Source organism: Arthrobacter sp. 2MCAF14 (assembly GCF_052115645.1).
Lineage (GTDB): Bacteria > Actinomycetota > Actinomycetes > Actinomycetales > Micrococcaceae > Arthrobacter.
On record NZ_JBFRHB010000009.1, the window covers coordinates 84,445 to 106,997 of the forward strand.

Annotated in this window: 17 protein-coding genes; 14 read left to right on the forward strand and 3 right to left on the reverse strand. The window is 63.5% G+C overall.

Annotation, left to right across the window (positions count from 1 at the left end; all coding sequences use genetic code 11):
• Positions 1-40: 40 nt before the first annotated feature.
• Positions 41-1,069: a biotin synthase BioB gene (bioB, locus tag AB4074_RS08945; protein WP_441413067.1), complete on the reverse strand. Its 1,029-nt coding sequence runs from the start codon at positions 1,067-1,069 to the stop codon at positions 41-43.
• A 234-nt stretch (positions 1,070-1,303) separates the two neighbouring features.
• Here bioB and AB4074_RS08950 point away from each other — a divergent pair, with 234 nt between their 5' ends.
• From AB4074_RS08950 to AB4074_RS08960, 3 genes are all read left to right on the forward strand, one after another.
• Positions 1,304-3,055 (forward strand): purine-cytosine permease family protein, encoded by a 1,752-nt coding sequence (locus tag AB4074_RS08950; protein WP_441413068.1) that lies wholly within the window; start codon positions 1,304-1,306, stop codon positions 3,053-3,055.
• A gap of 222 nt (positions 3,056-3,277) precedes the next feature.
• Positions 3,278-3,910: a DUF6318 family protein gene (locus tag AB4074_RS08955; RefSeq protein ID WP_441413069.1), complete on the forward strand. Its 633-nt coding sequence runs from the start codon at positions 3,278-3,280 to the stop codon at positions 3,908-3,910.
• Between the two features lie 125 nt (positions 3,911-4,035).
• A complete protein-coding gene (locus AB4074_RS08960; protein ID WP_441413070.1) occupies positions 4,036-4,854 on the forward strand; it encodes a hypothetical protein in 819 nt (272 codons plus the stop codon).
• A 10-nt stretch (positions 4,855-4,864) separates the two neighbouring features.
• Here AB4074_RS08960 and AB4074_RS08965 read toward each other — a convergent pair whose 3' ends face one another.
• Positions 4,865-6,181: a transcriptional regulator gene (locus AB4074_RS08965; RefSeq protein ID WP_441413071.1), complete on the reverse strand. Its 1,317-nt coding sequence runs from the start codon at positions 6,179-6,181 to the stop codon at positions 4,865-4,867.
• Between the two features lie 187 nt (positions 6,182-6,368).
• Between AB4074_RS08965 and AB4074_RS08970 the strand changes: the two genes are divergently transcribed.
• From AB4074_RS08970 to AB4074_RS09020, 11 genes are all read left to right on the forward strand, one after another.
• Positions 6,369-8,159, forward strand: a complete 1,791-nt coding sequence (locus tag AB4074_RS08970) for an NAD(P)-binding domain-containing protein (protein WP_441413072.1) — start codon at positions 6,369-6,371, stop codon at positions 8,157-8,159.
• 13 nt (positions 8,160-8,172) lie between these two features.
• Complete coding sequence (locus AB4074_RS08975) at positions 8,173-9,228, forward strand: 2,3-butanediol dehydrogenase (RefSeq protein WP_441413073.1); 1,056 nt, start codon at positions 8,173-8,175, stop codon at positions 9,226-9,228.
• Positions 9,229-9,377: 149 nt separating this feature from the next.
• Positions 9,378-10,448, forward strand: a complete 1,071-nt coding sequence (locus tag AB4074_RS08980) for an alkene reductase (RefSeq protein ID WP_441413074.1) — start codon at positions 9,378-9,380, stop codon at positions 10,446-10,448.
• 144 nt (positions 10,449-10,592) lie between these two features.
• Positions 10,593-11,291 carry a GntR family transcriptional regulator gene (locus AB4074_RS08985; protein WP_441413075.1) on the forward strand — a complete coding sequence of 233 codons (699 nt, stop codon included), beginning with the start codon at positions 10,593-10,595 and terminating at the stop codon, positions 11,289-11,291.
• Positions 11,292-11,613: 322 nt separating this feature from the next.
• Positions 11,614-12,636 (forward strand): sugar phosphate isomerase/epimerase family protein, encoded by a 1,023-nt coding sequence (locus AB4074_RS08990; protein WP_441413076.1) that lies wholly within the window; start codon positions 11,614-11,616, stop codon positions 12,634-12,636.
• A gap of 4 nt (positions 12,637-12,640) precedes the next feature.
• Complete coding sequence (gene dhaL, locus AB4074_RS08995; protein ID WP_441413077.1) at positions 12,641-14,380, forward strand: dihydroxyacetone kinase subunit DhaL; 1,740 nt, start codon at positions 12,641-12,643, stop codon at positions 14,378-14,380.
• Positions 14,377-14,859, forward strand: a complete 483-nt coding sequence (locus AB4074_RS09000; RefSeq protein ID WP_441413078.1) for a ribose-5-phosphate isomerase — start codon at positions 14,377-14,379, stop codon at positions 14,857-14,859. The genes dhaL and AB4074_RS09000 overlap by 4 nt, the downstream gene beginning before the upstream one ends.
• Position 14,860: 1 nt before the next feature.
• Entirely contained in the window at positions 14,861-15,838 is a 978-nt protein-coding gene (locus AB4074_RS09005) for a 3-hydroxyacyl-CoA dehydrogenase family protein (RefSeq protein WP_441413079.1), read from the forward strand.
• A 25-nt stretch (positions 15,839-15,863) separates the two neighbouring features.
• Complete coding sequence (locus tag AB4074_RS09010) at positions 15,864-16,631, forward strand: SDR family NAD(P)-dependent oxidoreductase (protein WP_441413080.1); 768 nt, start codon at positions 15,864-15,866, stop codon at positions 16,629-16,631.
• Between the two features lie 76 nt (positions 16,632-16,707).
• Positions 16,708-18,057, forward strand: a complete 1,350-nt coding sequence (locus tag AB4074_RS09015) for an MFS transporter (RefSeq protein WP_441413081.1) — start codon at positions 16,708-16,710, stop codon at positions 18,055-18,057.
• Complete coding sequence (locus AB4074_RS09020) at positions 18,041-18,805, forward strand: triose-phosphate isomerase family protein (RefSeq protein ID WP_441413098.1); 765 nt, start codon at positions 18,041-18,043, stop codon at positions 18,803-18,805. Before AB4074_RS09015 ends, AB4074_RS09020 begins: the two co-directional genes overlap by 17 nt.
• Before the next feature lie 38 nt (positions 18,806-18,843).
• On the opposite strand, the gene AB4074_RS09025 is transcribed toward AB4074_RS09020, so the two are convergent.
• Positions 18,844-22,524, reverse strand: a complete 3,681-nt coding sequence (locus AB4074_RS09025; protein WP_441413082.1) for a TM0106 family RecB-like putative nuclease — start codon at positions 22,522-22,524, stop codon at positions 18,844-18,846.
• Positions 22,525-22,553: the final 29 nt, after the last annotated feature.

Below are 22,553 nucleotides of genomic sequence, written 5' to 3' on the forward strand. Positions count from 1 at the left end.
TCGCCGCAGAGACCGCAGTAGCTATGTGTGACTGTAGTGGTCACAGCGACTTCTGGAGTTCCTTGATGGGCATGTTCAGCTCGACGAGGAGGTTGAGGTCTGCGTCGGCGGGACGGCCCAGGGTGGTGAGGTAATTGCCGACGATGACCGCGTTGATGCCGCCCATGAGGCCTTCGCGGGTGCCGAGGTCGCCCAGGGTCAGTTCCCGGCCGCCGGCGTAACGCAGCACAGTCCGGGGCATGGCGAGGCGGAACGCCGCGATCGCGCGGAGGGCGTCCTTGCCGTCCATGATTCCTTGGTTTTCGAGGGGAGTCCCGGGGCGCGGATTGAGGAAGTTCAGTGGGACTTCGTGGGGTTCGAGGGCTGCGAGCTGGCTGGCGAGTTCGGCTCGCTGGGCGGTGGTTTCGCCCATGCCGATCAGGGCTCCGCAGCAAAGTTCCATACCGGCTGCCTTGACCATGTTGCAGGTGTCGAGGCGTTCCTCGTAGGTGTGGGTGGTGACGACTTCGGGGAAGTAGCTGCGCGCGGTTTCGAGGTTGTGGTTGTAGCGGTGGACACCCCATTCGGCGAGCTGGTCCACTTGGCGCTGGGTGAGCATGCCCAAGGAACAGGCGATATTGATGTCCACTTCCGCGTTGATGCGGTCGATCGCGAACTTGATCTGGTTCATGAGTTTGATGTCCGGTCCGCGGACGGCTGCGACGATGCAGAACTCCGTGGCCCCCGTGGCGGCGGTTTCCTTGGCGGCCTTCACGAGCTCGGGGATGTCGAGCCAGACGCCGCGGACCGGACTGTCGAACAAGCCCGATTGGCTGCAGAAGTGGCAGTCCTCAGGGCACCCTCCAGTTTTGATGGAGACGATTCCCTCTACTTCCACGTCCTCCCCGCAGTGCTCGAGGCGAACTTCGTGGGCGAGCTGCAGGGCTTCGGGGATGGCCTCGTCCGGAAGCTCCAGGATCTCGAGCAGTTGGGATTCGCTGAGGCCTTCGCCTTTCGCGAGGACCTGCTCGCGCGCTGTTTCCAGGATCTGATATGTGGACGTACGCCTTGGGTTTGGCTGGGTGGTCATGATGCTCCTCGGCCGTTACTTGCGGGGGATGGTGCGTTCCTTCATGACGGTAGTGGGCTTGTGTGGACGTGATTTTGTTGGACGTCCACAAACCCGGAGCTGCAATCTTGGCGGCCGGCTCGCTGGATAAGTTACAGCGCGGAAACATCGTGGAGACTCCGTAGTTTCATCCCGCCGATAGCGTCAAGGCCATGTTCAGAGGGGAAACATGTCCAGACAAAGGAAGTTGCGGGGATGACTGACGATTCGAAGACAACTCAAGTGCTTGAACCCCCGGCGGCAGGCCGCTCACCGGAGGGGGTCGCCGTCGTCGAACCTTCCGACGCGCTAGCGACCGGGAGCCGTACGGCGGGCAATGCCGATGCGATGAGCGCAGCAAAGGAGAGCCTGGAGGACTACACGCTCAGGTTCGCACCACGGTCCTCCCGCAAGTGGGGTGCGGGCGTGGTCGCGACGAGTGCGCTCGGTGGAATCGCCTATTTGGCTGATTTCTCTATCGGCGCGAATATCGGTATTTCTTATGGCACCGTGAATGCTATTTTCGGAATTGTGGTGGCGGCCGTCGTCATTTTCGCCACCGGATTTCCTCTGGCGTACTACGCGGCGCGCTACAACATCGACCTTGACCTCATCACACGAGGGTCCGGATTCGGCTATTACGGCTCGGTGGTCACGAACGTTATTTTCGCGACCTTCACGTTCATCTTCTTCGCGCTTGAGGGCTCCATCATGGCGCAAGGCCTGGAACTTGGGCTGGGGATTCCGCAGTGGCTCGGCTATGCGGCGTCCACGCTTATTGTCATTCCCTTGGTGATTTACGGGATGAAAGCCTTGTCCAAATTGCAGGTGTGGACCACCCCGTTGTGGCTCCTGCTCATGGTGGTTCCCGTGGGGTATTTGGTGATTTCGCACCCGGACAGCATCGGGGAATTCTTCGCTTTCACAGGCAAATCCGGAGCGGAGGGCACCAACTTGGCCTCCGTGATGCTGGCCGCGGGTGTCTGTCTGTCACTCATGGCGCAGATCGCGGAACAGATTGACTACTTGCGCTTCATGCCGCCCAAGACTGCCGAGAACCGCAGTGCCTGGTGGCGTGCCGTGATCCTGGCTGGCCCGGGCTGGGTGATCTTCGGCGCGATCAAGCAGATCGTGGGCATGTTCATTGCGATCTATCTGATCGCGAACCTGGATCCGGCCGCATCCGTCCACGCGAACGAGCCTGTGCACCAGTTCCTTGGCGTGTATCAGGAAATGATGCCGGCGTGGTTGGCGATGACTTTGGCCGTGGTGCTCGTGGTCATTTCGCAAATCAAGATCAACGTGACCAACGCGTACTCCGGCTCGCTCGCGTGGACCAACAGCTTCACGCGGATCACCAAGAGTTACCCGGGGCGCATGGTGTTTGTGGTGGTCAACCTGGTGATTGCGCTGGTGCTGATGGAAGCAAACATGTTCGAATTCCTCAATACGATCCTTGGCTTCTACGCGAATTGCGCCATGGCCTGGGTGGTTACCGTTGCGTCCGATATCGCCATCAATAAATACTTGCTCAAGATTTCGCCCAAGGTTCCCGAATTCCGCCGCGGCATGCTTTACGCCGTCAACCCGGTCGGTTTCATCTCGATGCTGGTGTCAGCGGTTGTCTCGATTGCGGTGTTCTTCGGCGCTTTCGGTTCGGCTGCGCAGCCATACTCGCCGATCTTCGCCGTCGGGCTGGCGCTTGTGCTGCCGCCCGCGCTGGCCTTGTTGACTCGCGGGAAGTACTACCTGCGCCGCTCCGACGACGGCATCGATCTGCCCATGTTCGACGCCGACGGCAACCCGAGCGACGCCAAGCTGTTGTGCCACGTCACGGGACTGGAGTTCGAGCGTCCGGATATGGTCCGTTCCGCCCAGGACGGGCCCGACGGCGAACCGCAGTTCATCTCTTCGCTCGCCTTGTCGACGGATAAAACGGGGGAGTTGGTCCTGCCGGCCCAGAAGTAGGCGGGAGTTCAAAGGCCCCATGGGCCTCGACGACGGATGGGCGGCCTGGCCGCGGTCCCGTCGTCGAGGCCTTTGGTTTGTGTTTGTTGTGTTGGGCCGCGCTGGTGAAGTGATGCGGGGTAGTGAAGGTGAGCCTGTGGATAACTCTCCCGCCAAGATGGGGAAGTAAGCTACCATTTTGGGAAACGTTTAGTCTTGAAAACTATTTGGGGATAGCAAACCATGACTCCACGCACTTCGTTTTCTGCTCGCAACCGCCTGTTCGTCATTGTCAGCCTGGTAGCGGCGTTGACGCTGACCGCCTGTGGGAACACTACCCAGCCGGAGTCTGCGTCACCCACAGTTTCCGCAAGTGCCACCGCTAAGCCCTCTCCGACCCCGACGGCAGCCTACAAACCCGCGGACGCCAAGGGGAAAGCCGAGAACGTGCCGGTTCCCGTGTTGCCGGACGCCGCGAAGGCGAACAGCAAGGAAGGGGTGGAGGCGTTTGCGAGGTACTGGTTCCAGGCGCTTTCGTATGCTTATGAGACTGGGGACGCCTCAATAGTCGAGCGAATCTCGGGCCCAGATTGTGTTTTCTGTACAGGATTGAAAGACACGATCAAGATTGCTTGGGCTGACGGGAAGTGGATAGCCGGCGGGACTCTCCAGACGCCGTCCGTCAGCGCGAAGTTCGTCCCCGGGGCGGAATCGCAGCATGCCACAGTTCAAGTGATCCACCAGCCTGTCGCCATACACAAGCCTGATGGGACTCTCTATCAAGAACCCACAAAGGGTTCAAACAGGGCCAGCCAAATGGTTACAAAATTCGACGCGAACGGTTGGACGGCTATAGACCTCGGACTGATTCGCTAATGATGCGGAGGTTGAGCGTCCTTTCCGCTGGAGGTTTGGTGTTCTCAGCGACGCTGTTTTGCCCGGTCCCAGCGACGGCAAGGATCGCGGAGAGCCCGATTATCGCCGACTTCGAGGAACACGGCGTGAACGTTGGTTCTGAGAATTGGATCCGTGACCCCCAAACCGGCGAAATCGTCCCCGCCCCACCTAACCACGTCAGCGACGACCCCAACCAATACAAGGCAGAGCTCCAATGCCAGGTTGACGAGGATGCCTTAGATAAGAAGTGCCTTCCCGGACAGGTGCAATGCCCGCCCCGCGAGCCAGGTGGAAAGTCTGGAACTCCGGTTATTTGGAAGGTCGCACCTAAAGCGATTTCAAACCCCACGTGGGTCGACTGGAAATCGGGTAACAACGGTCCGTCCTGCCTGTACGACCAAAAGCCAGAGGATCTCTTTCAGCGCATTGCGGAGAGAATTGACAGCGACTTCCGCAACCTTCCGATCAAACCGGCGGATCTGACCGCCCAGCCTAGCCCGCACACACTCAAGGGCGCTGAAACCAACATCTTCGCGGACGCCGTTGAGCAGCAATTCGATGTGACACTCCTCGGCCAGCGAGTCCACGTAGTCGCTACCCCCGTGGAGTACACCTACGCCTACGGGGACGGCAACAGCCTCGGGCCAACACCTTTTGCAGGCGGGGCGCTCCCGGAGGCGGAATGGGGCCAAAAGACCAGAACAAGCCACGTGTATCAACAGGCCGGTGACTTTCAGGTATCCGTGACCACAACCTTCCGCGGCACCTATTCCGTAAATGGTGGCCCGAACATGCCGATTCCTGGCACCGGGCAGTTTGCGTCGCCGTCACAGAAGGTGAGCGTCTGGAGGTCGATCACGCGCAACTACGCCGACAACTGCATCGTGAATCCGCGGGGCGAAGGCTGCCCGGGCGTCCCCTAAAGCGAAGTGCCTACGTCCGAAGTTCCCTGTCGATCCTGTCCATTCGTGCCCGTACCAGCTGGAACCGTGAATCGTCCGGAGTCATGAGCCTCGCCAAGGCCATCGCGGCTTCGGAATCGTCCGAGCCCATGTCCGTGGAACACCAACGGCTGATCAGCTCCGCGTCGCCGCTTGCCCGAACCGACGCGGCGACGGCCTGGTCCAACTCGTCGCGCATCAGCTCTATGGCCATGGTCGCTGAACGGTTCAGGATGCGCCCGGAGTAGGCGGCCACTGCATCGTGCACCCGCCCGGCCCGCAAATGCTGGGCGACCAGCATGGCGTCGGTCAGCACTGTCACGCCAGAGGCAAAACGGTAAGGATTCGCCTCCACCACATTGCCGAGCAACGCGCGGATCCGGTGCATCTCCGTCCGGATGGCCGTGGCGGCACCATCTTCGCCATGCAGCTGATAGGCGAGCTCGTCGGCGCTCCACCCCTGCGTCCTGGAAGCGAGCAACGCCAAGATCTCCGCACGGCGCAGTGTCACCGGGAGCGCACCGCGGCCGTCGAGCTCTGCTGTCGGCTTGTCGCCGAGCAGCCGCAAGAACAGCGTCGAAGCGGAGCCGGGACGGGGGTGCCCGACGGCGGCGCGCTGACCCGGGTACGCCGTCGCGCCTTCCGAACGCAAGAGTTCCTCCGCGAGGCGGACGCCGCAACGCACCATCCGCAGGCTGTCCGGCGTCACCGAATCGATCGGCCCCGAAACATCAAGGATCCCGACAATGTCCCCGGTGAAGGGGTCGCGGATGGGCGCTGCGGTGCACGCCCAATCGTGGTGGGTCCGGACGAGGTGCTCGGCGGAGAAGAGTTGGGCGGCGTTGCCCGAGATGAGGGACTCGCTGATGGCGTTGGTGCCGACTCCCGCCTCGGACCAATCGGCGCCCTCAACGAATTCGAGGGAATCGGCCTGCCGCAGTGCGGAACCGCTGCCGATTCTCCAGAGCACCTCGCCGTAGTGGTCGGTGACGATCACCAGGTGCCGGCCCGCGGCGGACTCATCGGCTAGTAGCTGCGAGAGCGCCGGAACCACGCTGGCCAAGCGGTGCCCTGCCCCGAGCGAGCGGGCTTCGGCAACTTCGTGGCGGTGGGCCGGGCTGTGCCGATCGGGGTTGATGCCCAGTGCGATGGACCGCTGCCAAGACTCCACGAGTGAGGCAGGCAGGAGGGGGTGCGGGGCGCCGGACAACGTAGCTTCGTGGGCAGTGCGGAGCGTCTTGGCGTACTCCAGCGGAGAGGAGAATCGCAGTCCCGGATCCGGGATCAGCGCGCTCGGGCCATGACGCATGCGCAAACTCCCAACTCACCATTGAATTGCTGGATCGAACGGCCCTCACCCGCGTGGGAACAAGGAAAAGAGCCCGTGTCACCCGATTGTAACCCCCTGAGACATCTACTTGTGATGCGAGTCACTCACCGGACAGTTGCCACGGAACCGGGAATTGGCTCATCGTCAGCGATGGAAAGAGGAGAAAATGCCTGAGACCGCAAACGGCATAGCCGAGGCTTGGCTGGCGCAGTTCGATGAAGCGCTGCGCAGCAACAACACCGAGGCTGCGCTGGAACTGTTCGAGGACGAATCGTATTGGCGCGACTTCGTCTCCTTCACGTGGAACTTGAAGACCCTCGAGGGCAAGCCCGAGATCAAGCGCATGCTCGACGCCACGCTCCCGAACGTGCGGCCAAGCAACTGGAGACTCGCCGAAGATGCCACTGGCGATGCCGCCAACGCGGAAGCCTGGGTCGACTTTGAAACCGCGCAGGCCCGTGGCCACGCGCACCTTCGGCTGCGCAACGGCAAGTGCTGGACCCTTCTCACCACCATGCAGGAACTCAAGGGTTTCGAGGAAAAGAAGGGCCCCAACCGGGACCAAGGAGTGGCCCACCACATCAGCAAGGGCCGCAAGTCCTGGCTCGAACTCAAGGAAGAGCGGGAAGCCAAGCTTGGCTACGAGGAGCAGCCGAACACTGTCATCATCGGCGGTGGCCAAGGGGGGATCGGCCTCGGAGCGCGGCTGCGCAGGCTCGGAGTGTCCACCATCATCGTCGAGAAGAACGAGCGCCCGGGCGACTCTTGGCGCAACCGCTACAAGTCGCTGCACCTGCACGACCCCGTCTGGTACGACCACCTGCCCTACATGAAGTTCCCGGACGACTGGCCCGTCTTCGCGGCCAAGGACAAGATCGGCGCTTGGCTGGAGCACTACACCCAGATCATGGAACTGAACTATTGGTCCAAGACCGAGTGCACCAACGCCCGCTGGGACGAGGACCGCGGAGAGTGGGAAGTCAGCGTCGTGCGCGACGGCGAACCAGTCACGTTGCGTCCGAAGCAGCTGGTGTTCGCCTTGGGCGTCTCCGGCTACCCGAACGTCCCCGTGTTCGACGGCGCCGAGAGCTTCCTGGGGCAGCAGTACCATTCCTCCAAGCACCCGGGCGGGGGAGACTGGACGGGCAAGAAAGCCGTAGTGATTGGCTCGAACAACTCGGCCCACGATATCTGCGCGGACCTCTGGGAACACGGCGCCGATGTCACGATGGTCCAGCGCTCGTCCACGCATATCGCCCGCAGTGAGTCCCTGATGGACCTGGCACTCGGCGATCTATACTCGGAAAAGGCACTCGCCAACGGAGTCACCACCGAGAAGGGCGACCTTCTCTTCGCTTCCTTGCCGTACCGGATCCTGCCAGAGGCCCAGATCCCGGTCTACCAGCAGATGGCGGAGCGCGACGCCGAGTTCTACTCCCAGCTTGAGGCAGCCGGTTTCGATCTCGATTTTGGAGTGGACGGCTCGGGCCTGTTCCTCAAGTACTTGCGACGCGGCTCCGGCTACTACATCGACGTCGGCGCGTCCCAGCTGATCATCGACGGACGCGTGAAGCTCGCGAACGGACAAGTCAGCAAGATCACGGGCAACGCCGTCGTGATGGACAACGGTGCGGAACTGGAAGCCGACGTCATCATTTACGCCACCGGGTACGGTTCCATGAACGGCTGGCTCGCCGACCTCGTCTCGCCCGAGGTGGCGGACGCCGTCGGGAAATGCTGGGGATTCGGTTCCGACACACCCAAGGACCCGGGCCCCTGGGAAGGGGAACTGCGCAACATGTGGAAGCCCACCAACGTGCAGAACCTCTGGATCCACGGCGGAAACCTGCACCAAAGCCGGCACTACTCCACCTACCTGGCTCTGCAGCTCAAGGCCAGGGCGGAGGGCCTGCCGACCCCCGTGTACGAACTCCAGCCATCGCACCACACGCGCTGAAAGGCGGTATCCCATGAAAGCTGCACGATTCCATGGTCAAAAGGACATACGGGTGGAAGACATTCCCGAACCCACCCTCAGGCCCGGCGCGGTAAAGATCGGCATTGCCTGGTGCGGTATCTGCGGAACAGACCTGCACGAATTCCTGGAGGGTCCCATCTTCATTCCGCACGCGGGCCACCCGCACCCGCTGGCAGGCGAGGACTTGCCCGTGACCATGGGGCACGAGTTCTCCGGCACGGTCGAGGAGTTGGGCGACGGTGTTGTAGGCCTAGCGGTAGGGGACGGTGTGGTGGTGGAGCCCTACTTCGTGTGCGATGAGTGTGGACCATGCAAAGCCGGGAACTACAACCTGTGCACCCGGATGGGATTCATCGGCCTCGCAGGAGGAGGCGGTGGTCTTAGCGAGAAGATCGTCGTGGACGCACGCTGGGTCCACCGAGTGGGAGACATCCCGTTGGACGAAGCCGCACTCATTGAACCCTTGTCGGTGGCCTATCACGCCGTCTCGCGGGCGGAGCTGACGGCGGGTACGGTCGCCGTCGTCGGGGGTGCCGGACCTATCGGGCTGTTGACCGCGGCGGTGCTGAAAGGACTCGGCGTCACCACGATCGTCACGGAGCTCTCCGCCGCCCGGAAGGACAAAGCGCTGTCCTCGGGCGTTGCAGACTACCTCGTTGACCCCAGCGAAGAGGACGTCAAAGCGCGGGTACTGGAATTGACTGACGGGGCCGGTGCGGACGCCGCCTTCGAATGTGCGGGCGTGAACGCCGTCCTGGACACGATGCTGGATGTCGTGAGGCCTGCCGGGGTGGTGGTCAACGTGTCCATCTGGGGCAGGCCGGCCACGGTGGATATGCAGAAGATCGTGCTCAAGGAGATCGACCTTCGGGGAACCATCGCCTATCGCGGAGATCATGCCGCTGCGATCCAACTGGTCCAGGAAGGCAAGGTGGACCTCAAGCCGTTCATCACGGGACGCATTGCGCTGGAAGACCTGGTGGACAAGGGCTTCGACACCCTGATCAATCACAACGACACCGCCGTAAAGATCATCGTGCACCCCTAGCAAAAACGCAGCGTTCGACGGCGGCACTCGACCTTTCTGCGGAAGGCGGGGCGCCGCCGTCGTCGTGTGATCCCCGTCTCAACAGGAATAGTTGCAGGCGCGCGGCAGTTGCCGCCAGTGGACCTGTTCCCGTTTGAAAGGCACTGCCCATGTTGTTTTCCCCTTTGGCTCTCGGCGAGATTGAACTTCCCAACCGCTTGGTCATGGCGCCGCTGACCCGCCTCCGTTCGGGCGTCGAGGGTGTTCCCGGCCCGCTGGTCGCGGAACACTATCGGCAGCGTGCTTCCCTCGGGCTGATCGTCAGCGAGGGCACCTACCCCACGCCTGCAGGGCAGTCCTACCCGGGGCAGCCCGGCCTCGTCACGGAGGAACAGATCGCGGGCTGGAAGAAGGTGACGGACGCTGTCCATGCCGAGGGCGGTCGGATTTTCGCCCAGGTCATGCACGGCGGCCGCGTTTCCCACGCGGACATCACCGGCGGTCACGAGATCGTGGCACCCAGTGCCGTGGCCATCGACGGTGAAGTGCGCACGCCGAACGGCAAGAAGCCGTACCCGGTGCCCCGCGAACTGAGCACCGATGAACTTCCCTCGGTCATTCAGGAAATCGTCACGGCATCCCGGAACGCCATCGAGGCAGGATTCGACGGCGTCGAGCTGCACTCGGCGAATGGCTACCTGCTACACGAATTCCTGGCACCGAACACCAACGTCCGCACTGACAGCTACGGCGGTTCTCCGGAAAACCGTGCGCGTTTCGTGATCGAGACCGTCAACGCGGTGGTTGAAGCCTTGGGCGCCAACCGGGTCGGCATCCGGATTTCCCCGGAGCATTCGGTCCAGGGGATTGCTGAGACCGACCCCGCCGATGTCCGCGCCACCTATGAAGTCCTGGTTGACACCATCGCCTCGCTCAACCTCGCCTACCTCAGCATCCTCCACCATGAGCCCAAGGGTGAACTCGTGCAGGATCTGCGCGAGCGGTTCAACGGCACGTTCCTCGTGAACACCGGCTTCGGTGTAGTGACCACGCGGGAAGAAGCCCTGGCGCTCGTGGCCGACGGTCACGCCGACGCCGTCGTGGTCGGCCGCCCGGCCATCGCCAACCCGGACCTTGCGCGCAGGTGGCGTGAAGGCCTCCCGCTCAACGAGCCGGATCCGTCCACGTTCTACGGTGAAGGCGCCAAGGGGTACACCGACTACCCGTTCTACGCCAACTAGAACCCCCGAACCGCGACGGCGGCACCTGCGAAAGGTGCCGCCGTCGCGGTTTAACCCCCTCGCGGGCCCCCTCCTGCCGGATTTCCGGGCTGGCGCAGAGCGTCCGAAGCCGCCACAAACAGACCATTCCTATAGGATTTGTCTATGAAACTCGCTTCCTCACGGGACCGCGCGCCCGGCCGACCCGTCAGCCGCCAGGTTCTCGCCGACCACGTCTACGAGGAACTTCTCGCGTGGCTCATGGACGGCCGGCTCGAACCGGGAGCCGCGGTCAGCATCGACGGTACGGCGCGGGAACTGGATGTGTCCCCGACCCCTGTGCGCGAAGCGCTGGCGAGGCTGGAGCACACAGGCATGGTTCGCCGGGTTGCCCTCAAGGGTTACAGGGTAGCCCCGGTTTTCACGCGCGAAGATTTTGCCGAGCTCATGGAGGCCCGGCTCGCGATTGAGCCCGTGAATGCCCGTCTGGCGTGCAGCCGGATCACTCCTGACGGATTGGCGGATTTGCGAGCGGCCGTGAAGGACCTGGAGACGGCTCCCCGAGGCCCGTCTTTCATGGAATTCCGGGACTATCTCGAGGCCGATGAGCGCTTCCATAAGCTGATCGCCGAGCAGTCCGGCAACCAATTCATGCTTGCCGCCTACACCGCGCTGGGCGGCCAAGTCCAGCGGTTCCGGCTGTTCGGGGGAGTGGGCATCACCGACGCTGACCAGGCCATCGCGGAGCACCAAGTAGTGCTCGACGCGCTGGCGAGCGGTGACCCGGAACAGGCCGCGGCCGCCATGGCCGACCATGTGCACAAGGTCCGGGCCCGGGCTATTGCCGACGCACCTGCTGAGTAAGACGTCGCCGGACGGCATCGCTGACGCCCGCTGACTTGTTCTCCTGCCGCCCCAGGCCGAGTCCGACGGCGATCCAAGACGGCGACCCGACGCCGCCAGACCCTCAAGACCCGTCTAACGGCGGGCCTTTTGTGTGCGTTGCGAACTCGATACCTCGTGACCCTCTTCACAAACATATGTAAGACATATAGGATCTTCGATGACGCGGGGTAAGGGTGCGGAAAGCCGGGGCCGGCCTGCGGAAGTCCGAATAAATATGTTGACAGCCTTGCTCGGATAGTAAATCCTATAGGAAACAGGATTCCACGAAGGAGTGAAAACTATGGCTTACACCGCCGAAACCTGGCCCATCACCGCGGCCCTGCTGCAGTTCCCCGGCACGGACGCCACGGGACAGCACATCAACGACGCCGATGCTGCCGCTTGGGCCGAGGTCCTGCAGGAAGTCAAAGACGCAGGAATTGCCAACGCGGACCTCACGGACAGCTGGGTCCGTCCGGGAGACCTCAGCAAGGAACGCCTCGCCGAGTTCAAACAGACCGCGGAGCACGTAGGTATTGGCATCCCGGTCATCTCGGCCATCCGCCGCAGCATCATCCACGCCCGCGACTGGGCTGAGAACCTGGCGTACAGCCACCGGACCATCGACGCGGCAGCCGAATTGGGCTGCGAGGTGGTCTCGTTCGGACTCCATCAGGCCATCACCGCAGAGCAGCAAAAGCAGCTGTGGTTCTGGACGGTGGAAGGCTACAAGGATCCGGTGGGGGACAAGGAGGCCTGGGGCAACGCCGTCGCACGCTTGCGGGAACTCGGCGAGCACGCCGCAGAAGTCGGTGTCCTCCTGTCCTTGGAAATGTACGAGGACACCTACCTCGGCACGGCTGATTCCTCGGTCCAACTGGTCCAGGACATCGGGCTGGACAACGTAGGCCTCAACCCGGACCTCGGCAACCTCATCCGCCTCCACCGTCCCATCGAGGACTGGCGCGAGATGGTGGCCAAGACCCTCCCGTACTCCAACTACTGGCACATGAAGAACTACATCCGCGACGAAGACGCAGCCCGTGACAGCTACATCACCATGCCCGCACCGATGGAGAGCGGCCTCATCAACTACCGCGAGGCCTTCAAACTCGCGCTCTCGGTGGGTTTCCAAGGCATCCTGTGCACCGAGCACTACGGCGGCGACGGGCTCAGCGTCACGGCGAGCAACCAGAAATATCTCCGACGACATGTTCTTCCGAAGACGGAGAACTACATCCTCGGCCAGAGCCAAGTCGCCCAGGGCCGGCAGCAGCCTTCCGGCTCCGCCCACTCCGCATCCTCCCAGCTGGCTGGCGTCTAGAACCATGACAAGGATTTTCGATAACCCCGCAGACTTCGCGGACGATGCGCTGGACGGATTCGTCGCCGCCAACCGCGGCTATGTTGCCCGAGTGGACGGCGGAGTGGTCCGTTCCACCGAAGTCCCCACCGGACAAGTCGCTCTTGTAGTGGGCGGCGGCTCGGGACACTACCCTGCTTTCGCCGGTCTGGTCGGGCCGGGCCTGGCAACCGCCTCGGCTTGCGGCAACATGTTCGCTTCCCCGGCGGCCGGCCAGGTCTACCGCGTGGCCAAAGCAGCCAACGCCGGAGGCGGCGTCTTGCTCAGTTATGGCAACTACGCCGGCGACGTGCTCCATTTCGGCCAGGCCCAGTTGCGCCTCAATGCCGAAGGCATCGAGACCCGCACCGTGACTGTTACCGACGACATCGCCAGCGCAGCGCTGGACCAGATCGAAAAGCGCCGGGGGATCGCGGGCGACCTCACGGTCTTCAAGATCGCCGGCGCCGCGGCCGAAGCGGGACTGGACCTCGACGCCGTCGAGCGCTTGGCCATCAAGACGAACTACCGCACGCGCTCCCTGGGGGTGGCCTTCGACGGTTGCACCCTTCCGGGCGCCTCGGATCCGCTGTTCCACGTTCCGGCGGGCCAGATGTCCCTCGGCCTGGGCATCCACGGTGAGCCGGGGATTTCCGAGCACAAAATGCCCACCGCTTCCGAGCTCGCCGAATTGCTCGTCTCCAAGCTCCTCAACGACAAACCGGACGACGCCGGAAAGCGCGTGGTGGCCATCGTCAACGGCCTCGGCACCGTCAAGTACGACGAACTCTTCCTGCTCTTCGGCAAGATCGAAAAGCTCCTCAGCAAGGCAGGACTCACGGTGGTCGAGCCCGAGTGCGGCGAGCTCGTGACAAGCCTGGACATGTCCGGTCTTTCGCTGACGCTCCTGTGGCTGGACGAGGAGCTCGAACAGTATTGGGCAGCACCCGCGGACACCCCGGCGTTCCGCAAGGGCAACCTCGCGCCCCGCCCGCCCCGCAACCAAGCGAGCGTCACCGCGGTGGACGAGTGCGACGTCGAGCAGCCCACCGCGGCTGCTGCCGGACTCGGCCGACAGGCCGTAGCCGTGCTCGCCCAGGTGCGGGACGTCGTCGTCGAGCATGAAGAAGAACTCGGCAAGCTGGACGCGATTGCCGGCGACGGCGACCACGGCATCGGCATGCGACGCGGCGTTGAAGCGGCCTTCGCCGCCGCCGAAACGGCAAGCGGAGCCTCGGTCGGCCGGATCCTGGCGGCGGCAGGGGAGGCCTGGAGCGAACGCGCCGGCGGTACCTCGGGCGCATTGTGGGGTTCGGCGATCATTGCGGCCGGACAGGCGCTCGGCAACAAAGCGGGCTACTCCGGCGAAGACGCGGCGGCCGCCGTCACGGCGTTCGTTTCAGCGATCACCGAACTCGGCAAAGCCGAACCTGGCGACAAGACCATGGTGGACGCGCTGCTGCCGTTCCGGGACGCGTTCCTCACAGAGTTCGACGCCGGAGCTCCGGTTGACCGGGCGCTCGCGGCTGCCGCTGCGGCGGCCGAGTCCGCGGCAGCTGGGACGGCGCGGTTGCGTCCGCTCAAGGGCAGGGCCCGTCCGCTCGCAGAGAAGAGTCTCGGCCACCCTGATCCCGGCGCGTTCTCCTTCGGGCTGATCACGGCGAGGATCTCACAACACATCGATTCACAACTGGCGTCCCCGGCAGGAAACGGAGTTCAAGCATGAGCGCATCAGAGGGCTGGCGGATCATCGTCGGCAATGACGAAGCTGGCGTCGAATACAAGCAAGCGCTCGTGGCGTTGCTTGAAGCCGATCCCCGGGTGGCGTCCGTCACCGACGTGGGCGTCGGCGCCAACGACTCCACGGCGTACCCGCACGTTGCCGTGGACGCGGCGCGCAAAGTTGCCGAGGGCGAAGCAGACCGTGCCCTCTTGATCTGCGGCACGGGCCTTGGCGTGGCCATCGCGGCCAACAAAGTTCCCGGAATCCGGGCCGTCACCGCGCACGACAGCTACTCCGTTGAGCGCTCGGTCCTGAGCAACAACGCCCAGGTCCTGACTATGGGACAGCGGGTGATTGGCTTGGAACTGGCCAAGAAACTGGTGGACGAATGGCTGGGCCACCACTTCGACGAAACATCATCCTCCGCCGCCAAGGTGGACGCCATTTGCTCCTACGAGCCCGATTACACAAAGGCAGTGTGACATGACTGAATCAACAAGCACCACGACGGCGGCCCGAAAGATCGCCGTCGTCGGATCCGGTTACATGGGCGGCGGGATCGCGCAGGTCCTGGCCCTCGGCGGGGCGCGCGTGGCGCTGGCGGATGTGTCCGCCGAAATCGCGCAGAAGAACTACGACCGCCTGCTCGTCGAGTCGGATGAATTCGTGGCCGCGGGCCTCTTTCCGGAAGGTTCCACGGCAATCCTGAAGGCCAATCTGTGGGCCGCAAAGGACATCGAAGAGGCCGTGGCGGACGCCGACTTCATCGAAGAAGCCGTCCCGGAGATCCTCGACATCAAGCACCAGACCCTGGCCCGCATCAGCGCAGCTGCCCGTCCGGACGCGCTGATCGGCTCCAATACTTCCACTATTTCCATCGCCGATCTCGCCGAGGCCGTCGCGGGTCCGGAGCGGTTCCTGGGCGTCCACTTCTCCAACCCGTCCCCGTTCATCCCGGGCGTCGAAATCATTCCCCACGCCGGCACCACGCCGGAGACCGTGGCTGCGTCCCGCGAACTCGTCCACGCGGCCGGCAAGCAAACCGCCGTCGTCAAGGACGTCACCGGTTTCGTGCTCAACCGGCTGCAGTACGCGCTCTTCCACGAGGCCGCGCAGCTGGTGGAGCAGGGGATCGCAACAGCCGACGACGTCGACACCCTGGTCCGTACGACGTTCGGCTTCCGCTTGCCATTCTTTGGTCCATTCGCGATCGCGGACATGGCCGGACTGGACGTCTACAACTTCTGCTACAAGTCGCTCCAGACCGGATTCCCGGAGCGCTTCGCGACCCCGAAGATCCTGAGCGACCTCGTGGAGGCGGGAAAGCTGGGCACCAAGACCGGGGCAGGCTTCCTCAACGTCCCGGCGGAACGGACGCCCGAACTCATCGCCTACCGGAACAAGGCCTACGTGGCCATGCAGAAGCTCCTCGACGAGCTCGGCCCGGCCCCCATCAACTAGTCCCGACCTTCACAGGAGAATACCCATGAGCACCTTCCCCGCAGAACGCACCGCAATCGTCACCGGCGCCGTCTCCGAGCGCGGCATCGGCCGGGCTACCGTCAACTACCTCGCAGCACAGGGCTGGAACATCGGCATCATCGACCTCGACGACGCCCTCTGCAAGAGCACCGCCAAGGAAATCGCCGCCGAATACGGCGTAAAGGCCTATGGCGTGGTCGCCAACGTGGCCGATGAAGCATCCGTACGCACGGCTATCGACACGCTCGAGGCCGAGTTGCCGCAAATCGTAGCCCTGGCCAACGTTGCCGGCGTCAGCTCCCCGATTCCGTACCTAGAACTCGAGCCCGCCGAATGGAACCGTGTCCTGAGCATCAACCTCAACGGCGTCCACTACGCCACCCGCCGCGTGGCCGAATCCATGGTCAAGAACCGGATCGGACGCATCGTGAACATCTCCTCGGTTTCCGCGCAACGCGGGGGCGGGACGTTCTCGAAGACTCCGTACTCGGTAGCCAAAGCCGGAGTCATCGGGCTGACCCGCGCCACCGCCCGCGAACTGGGGGAGTACGACATCACCGTCAACGCCATTTCTCCCGGCCCCATCGACACCGACATCATGGGCGGCACCCTCAGCGAGGAACGCAAGGACGAACTCACCAAGGACCTCGTGGTGAACCGCGTGGGCTCCACCCGGGACATCGCCGCCGCCATCGCCTTCCTCATCAGCGAAGACTCCGGCTACATCTCGGGCCAGACGCTGAATGTCGACGGCGGCCTGTACATGCACTAATGCCTGAAACCTGATTACTCAACACTGATTACTCAACACTGATTACTCAACGGTCATTACTCAAAGAGGAGTTTCGATGTCCCTTGCCACTTCATCCACGAAGGAGATGCTGGATTCGCCGGTCCTGAAATCGGCGATCCGGAAGGCTGCCACACGGCTCATGCCGATGCTGGTCATCCTCTATGTGGTCTCCTTCCTCGACCGCACCAACGTCGGTTTCGCCGAAGCTGCGCTCGGCGCCGACAAGGGCGTCTCAGCCGGGGCGTTCGCGCTCGGTGCCGGTATCTTCTTCATCGGGTACGCGATCTTTGAAATCCCCAGCAACCTGTTGCTCAAGAAGGTCGGCGCGAAGATCTGGCTCGCACGTATTGCGATCACGTGGGGCATCGTCTCTGCTTGCTTTGCGTTCGTGCAGGGTGAGACGTCCTTCGTGATCCTGCGGTTCCTGCTCGGCGTGACCGAGGCGGGCCTGTTCCCGGGCGTCATCATGTACCTGGCCGAGTGGTTCCCGAACAAGGTGCGAGTGCAGATGTTCGCGATCTTCTACCTCGCGCAGCCGTTCTCCCAAATGATCGGCAACCCGCTCTCGGGCTGGCTCATCAACATCGGCGACCAGCTTCCCGGCGTCCGCGGCTGGCAGGTCATGTTTTTCACCGAGGGCATTCTGGCGGTGCTCGCCGGCATTGCGGCGTTCTTCTTCCTGATCAACGGCCCGGAGAAGGCCAAGTTCCTCAACGTTGACGAGAAGTTCGCGCTCAAGGAGATCATGACTCAAGAGGACACGGTCAAGGATGAAACCGGGCCGCGGGGCGTGTTCGCCGCGATGCGCAACGGCCGCGTCTGGTACTTCACCCTCATCTACTTCTGCCTGCAGATCGCCGTTTACGGCGTCACCTTCTTCCTCCCGCAGCAGGTTTCTTCTCTGACAGGCCAGAAGGTGGGCCTCGCCGTCGGCCTGCTGATCGCGGTTCCGTGGTTCTTCGGCATCTTCTCCTGCTACCTGATCGGCCGGGCAGCCAACACGGTTGCCAAGCGACGCATGTTCGGCACGGTGCTGTTCGTATCGACAGGTCTGTGCATCCTTGGTTCGGCGTGGGCCGGCACCAACCACCAGCCGGTGCTGGGGATGATCTTCATTACCCTCGCGGTATGCAGCTTCCTCGCCGTCGGACCGGTCGTCTGGGCCTACCCCACGGCGTTCCTTGCCGGTTCGGCAGCCGCGGCCGGCATCGGCTTGATCAACTCGCTGGGCAACCTTGGCGGTTTCGTGGCTCCGATCCTTCGGACCGCGGTCAACAGCGCCACGGCAGACCCCACCGGATCCGCCGGGGTTTACGCCCTCGGAATCCTGCCCTTCCTGGCGGCCGCCATGATGTACGGCACCCGGGCATTCAGGAACAAGGCCGACGATCTCCTGGGCAAGTAGCCCGTTGTACATCGGGGTCAGCACCAAGATGTACATGGGCTACCGGCACAGCATGTCTTGGCTGGAGCAAGTGCGAAGTGAAGTGGACGCCCGTCCGGCCCTTGTGGCCGGGCGGGTGGTCCCGTTTGTGATCCCGTCGTTCCCCATGTTGCCGGACGCCGTCCGGATTCTGGAAGGCTCTTCGCTGCGCCTGGGCGCGCAGAACTGTGGCTGGGCTGAGGGTCCGTGGACGGGTGAAGTGTCACCGTCGCTGCTGGCGGAGCTCGGTGTGCGGCTCGTGGAGATCGGACACGCGGAACGACGCCGGCACTTCGCCGAGGACGACGCCGTGGTCGCATTGAAGGTCCGGGCCGCGGTGGATGCAGGGTTGACCCCGCTGCTGTGCGTCGGCGAGGAGTCCGTCGCCGATCCGGCAGTGTCGGCGTCGTTCGTGTTCAGGCAGATCTCGGCCGCTGTACGGGACGACTGGGCGACGGCGGCCTGCCTGGTTATCGCGTACGAACCGGTGTGGGCCATCGGCGCTGCCGAGCCAGCCCGCGCGGCTTATGTGTCCGACGTCGTCGATCACCTCCGGGGCTTGCTCGCCGAACATGGCCTCGCCGGGCTGCCGATCATCTACGGTGGCTCCGCCAAACCGGGGCTCCTGCCTGAACTGCGGGGCGTGTCCGGACTTTTCCTAGGCCGCTTCGCCCACGACGCCGCGAACTTCGGGGCTGTACTGGATGAGGCGCTGGGCTTGCCCAACTAGCTCGCAGTTGTTGTCGTTTTCAGCCCTCAAAACGACAACTAATGCGAGTCAGTTGGGCTGCTGCGCTGGCACAGTCCCACAAAACCGCCCAGGTGCTCCAGCCCTTCTGGTTGGGTGGGCAGGTAGTTGGTCAGCTCCGGTGAGCGTACGACGACGGCCCGCCACTGACCGCGCGACACCGCCACATTGATCCGGTTGCGCGAGAGCAGGAACTCCATGCCGCGGGGCACCTCGGCGGCAGCGGATGCAGCCATGGACACGATCACCACGGGAGCTTCCTGGCCCTGGAACTTGTCCACGGTCCCGACCCGCACGCCGCGAAGTCCAGCCGCCCTCAGTTCGTGCTGGATGAGCTGCACTTGGGCGTTATAGGCAGCAACCACGAGGATGTCCTTTTCAAGCAGTGGCCGTTCCTCGGCTGATTCCCGCGGATCCAGCCAAGCCAGGCCAAGGTGTGCCCTGACTTGGCGGACTACCTCCGCGGCTTCTTCCGGAGACTGCGTGGAATTGCCGCTGTGCTGGACGTAAACGCACTCGACGCCGGCCCGAACTCCGGACAGACGCCGCGTCGAAGCAGCCGGTGCTGAATGCAGCCGGCCATCGTAGGACAGCTCCGACACCGCAGCGCACAGATCCGGGTGCATGCGCCACGACGTCGCCAGGAAGTAGCCGAGCTCCGCGGGCAGCGTGTGCATGCCGTTGGCCAGCCAGCCGAGTGCGGACTCATCGACCGGTTCGGGGTGCTTGCCCTGGGTGACTTGCGGTAGTTGCTGCGGGTCGCCGAGGAGCAGCAGTCGCTTTGTTGCCCGGCTCACGGCGAGGGTGTTGGCGAGCGAGAACTGTCCGGCTTCGTCGATCACCAGCAGATCCAGGGATCCTGCAGGAACGGTTCGGCCTGTCATGGTCCACGCCGTGCCGCCGATCAAGCAGCCTTCCGCGGAGGCCAGAAGCCGCTCAAGGTCATCCTTGGCCTGCTTGTCCCATGGGACGGGGTCATCATGTTTCATTTCCTTGGCGATGAGCGTAGGGTCCACCCCGGCCTTCACCGCAGCGTGCAGCAGGTTTTCGACTACTGCATGGGACTGTGCAACAACCCCTACCTTCCAACCTGCACGCACCAGCCGCGCGACGACGTGCGAGCCAACGTACGTCTTGCCCGTGCCGGGAGGCCCCTGCACTGCCAGGTATGACTGGTCCAGATCCGATACTGCGGCGGTGATGGCGTCCGCATATGCATCGTCGCCGGATCCGACGGCGGGCAGTTCCGGAAGCGCGGCCAGCCTCGGGGGGATCCGGCGCAACAGGTCCAAGGCCGGATCTTTTGGCCATGACGGCAGGGTGGAACGAAGCTTCATGGCCAGTTCGCTCAAGGCCTTCCTCTGCCCGTCCGTATTGACTGGAGCGTCGGGCGTCAGAGCCATGGGAAGCTGCGAGTATTCGTCGGCACCCTTGGGCAGTCGCTCCGAAATGGTCACCGCATCCGAGGCGCCGTCGTCGGGCCCCGAAAGCGCGCCGCTGTCATCAAGGGCGTCGGGATCGCCAACCTCGATCACCTCCGTGCCGGACATTCCCGATCTGCCGAGAGTGCTTTCGTTCTTGCCGAGGAAGGCATCGGGGAGTGGAGGCCCGTACATCCGGAAGTACTTCTTACCGGGCGCGAAACCGGAGCCATCGGCGGCGTGGCCGAACAGCCGTACCTTCCGTGCCGGGTTGCTGCGGGGAGTCGGCTTGGCCCAGTCTTCCAGCACTTCGCCGCCTTCCACGATGAAGCAGTCCCTCGTGTCTTCCCATTCGGAGACAGGCCGGTCCAGGCGGTCGAAGTGTCCCCACCAGAATTGCTTGTCCTCACGCCGGTGAAAGCCGACCGCGGCCGCCACCATGGCCACCGCCCGGTTGTCGTTGGAGCGGAGGGAATCGTCCGGCAATTCCGCAAGGTAGTCGAGGAGGGCTGTTTCCTCGGGCGCGGCCTCGTACTTGTCCGGCTCGGTCTCCGCGGGTAGCTCGGGTCCCGAAGCGGCCGGAAAACCGGGCTCAATGGAGCGTTCCGCTGCCAGACCCAGTAGCCAATTCCGCAGTTCCAGGGTGGAGAGGCAGTCGTATTCGTTGTAGTCGGAGATGCCCGCCAGGATGGTTGCCGCTTCATCGTCGCGGTTCGCGTCCCGGGCCGTGCAGTAGTTGGCGTAGGCAACCACGGAGGCTCCGGCGTCGGTCACGTCGCCCGAACGCAAATGCTTGCCCATATACAGCGGCTCGAGTTTCTTGATGCTGTAAGAGTCTTCGGAGATGCGGATGCTGTGCCGCACCGTGTCGTAGAGGTCCACCAACACGCCTTCGCGGAGGAGGTTGTCCACGGCGGCTTCGCCCACGGTGTGGATGACCGATAGGTTCCGCAGCGCGGTTTTCTCATAGGCCGCGTAGTGATAGATCCGCATGTCCGGATACTTCATGCGGCGTTCTTCCACGTAGTCGAGGAAATCGAGGAACGCCTGCCGTTCCTCAGCCCGGGAATGTGCCCAGAACGGTTTGAACACCGGAGATCCGCCCGGCTCCGTCGGATTTTCCACGACCCCGAACAAGTACTCAAGTCCCCAGCGGCCCGTTACCGGGTCTTGCCACAGGGGGTCTCCCTCGAAGTCGAAGAAGATGTCTCCCGCGTCGGGCCGGGGGAGCCGGGCCAGGGAGTTGGACTCCAGGACGGAGTAGCTGATGCTCTTCGCAGTGCCCGTCTTGTCGTTGTAATTGACTGTGCCATCGGGTGTGGCTGTTCCGGTTTGCAGTCGGGCTTGTTCCTGCAGTCGCCGCGTGGCGGAATCCGCGGCGTCGGGCATCTCGCCAAGGGCGTCGATGGTGAAGATGCCGTTTTCCATGAGCTTCTTGCGCCGAGTGATCCTCATCCCCGCCACCATCAGCAGGTCCCGGTTGAGGCGCACTTGTTCTTTGCAGTAGTCGCAGCGCCCGCACGCGGTGACTCCGGGCGTGCCCCATTGGATAGGCTCCAGCCGCGATCGGTGCGCGTCCGTCAATGCGAGGAAGCGGTCCCGGCGTTCACGGAAGACCGGCAGCACATCGGCGAGCCGGTGGTTGCTATGCACATAGTCGAAGCCGCCACGGCCGTTCGCTTCAGCAGCGTCCGGACCGGCAGCGTCCCGCTGGATGGTAGCCCCGAGAACAAGGGTCAGATCCGGGGCCGGAGTGATTCCCGCCTTGAGCAGCTGGTCGCCGTAGGCAGCCAGTTGCAGCAGCGCAGTGACCTTGGCGTGGCGCGCGAGCTTGGTGTCGTACACCGCGTAGCTGCCGTCCTGCTCCTTGACGAGGAAATCGGACCGTCCGTGAAACTGGCCGTCGAAGAATGCCGCCTGGAAGACCACATCCGCGCCCGATCGCAGCGCCTCGATCGATTCCGCATGCTTGGCTTGCAGGGTGGCGCGGTCCATCGCTTCGGCGGGAACGACGTCGAACACGCCCGTGTGCGCAAGCGGATCCCAAGCGCCGAACTCAGCCACGAAACGGTCCAGCACCCTGTGCTCGTGAACGTCGCCCAGCGCGGCGGTCCGCTCCAGCATTTCATCGACGGCGAAGGACGGCTTCTGCGAGAGGCCCAGCTTCTCATCCAACTTGCGCAGCAACTGGTACTCGCACGTGGAGGCCGTGACGAGGTCGCTGGCGGAAAACACCAGATCCCGCTCGTGCCCTGCGTCTACTGAATCGAGAAAAAACACCGTGCCCCCAGACCGTTGAGCTGATGAAG

What these genes read in the sequence shown, in the direction of transcription:
- AB4074_RS09015 (WP_441413081.1), top strand. Translation starts at nt 16,708, where the DNA reads ATGTCCCTTGCCACTTCATCCACGAAGGAGATGCTGGATTCGCCGGTC.
- AB4074_RS09010 (WP_441413080.1), top strand. Translation starts at nt 15,864, where the DNA reads ATGAGCACCTTCCCCGCAGAACGCACCGCAATCGTCACCGGCGCCGTC.
- AB4074_RS08980 (WP_441413074.1), top strand. Translation starts at nt 9,378, where the DNA reads ATGTTGTTTTCCCCTTTGGCTCTCGGCGAGATTGAACTTCCCAACCGC.
- bioB (WP_441413067.1), bottom strand. Translation starts at nt 1,069, where the DNA reads ATGACCACCCAGCCAAACCCAAGGCGTACGTCCACATATCAGATCCTG.
- AB4074_RS08985 (WP_441413075.1), top strand. Translation starts at nt 10,593, where the DNA reads ATGAAACTCGCTTCCTCACGGGACCGCGCGCCCGGCCGACCCGTCAGC.
- AB4074_RS09005 (WP_441413079.1), top strand. Translation starts at nt 14,861, where the DNA reads ATGACTGAATCAACAAGCACCACGACGGCGGCCCGAAAGATCGCCGTC.
- AB4074_RS08990 (WP_441413076.1), top strand. Translation starts at nt 11,614, where the DNA reads ATGGCTTACACCGCCGAAACCTGGCCCATCACCGCGGCCCTGCTGCAG.
- AB4074_RS08975 (WP_441413073.1), top strand. Translation starts at nt 8,173, where the DNA reads ATGAAAGCTGCACGATTCCATGGTCAAAAGGACATACGGGTGGAAGAC.
- AB4074_RS08965 (WP_441413071.1), bottom strand. Translation starts at nt 6,181, where the DNA reads ATGCGTCATGGCCCGAGCGCGCTGATCCCGGATCCGGGACTGCGATTC.
- AB4074_RS08950 (WP_441413068.1), top strand. Translation starts at nt 1,304, where the DNA reads ATGACTGACGATTCGAAGACAACTCAAGTGCTTGAACCCCCGGCGGCA.
- AB4074_RS08955 (WP_441413069.1), top strand. Translation starts at nt 3,278, where the DNA reads ATGACTCCACGCACTTCGTTTTCTGCTCGCAACCGCCTGTTCGTCATT.
- dhaL (WP_441413077.1), top strand. Translation starts at nt 12,641, where the DNA reads ATGACAAGGATTTTCGATAACCCCGCAGACTTCGCGGACGATGCGCTG.
- AB4074_RS08970 (WP_441413072.1), top strand. Translation starts at nt 6,369, where the DNA reads ATGCCTGAGACCGCAAACGGCATAGCCGAGGCTTGGCTGGCGCAGTTC.
- AB4074_RS09000 (WP_441413078.1), top strand. Translation starts at nt 14,377, where the DNA reads ATGAGCGCATCAGAGGGCTGGCGGATCATCGTCGGCAATGACGAAGCT.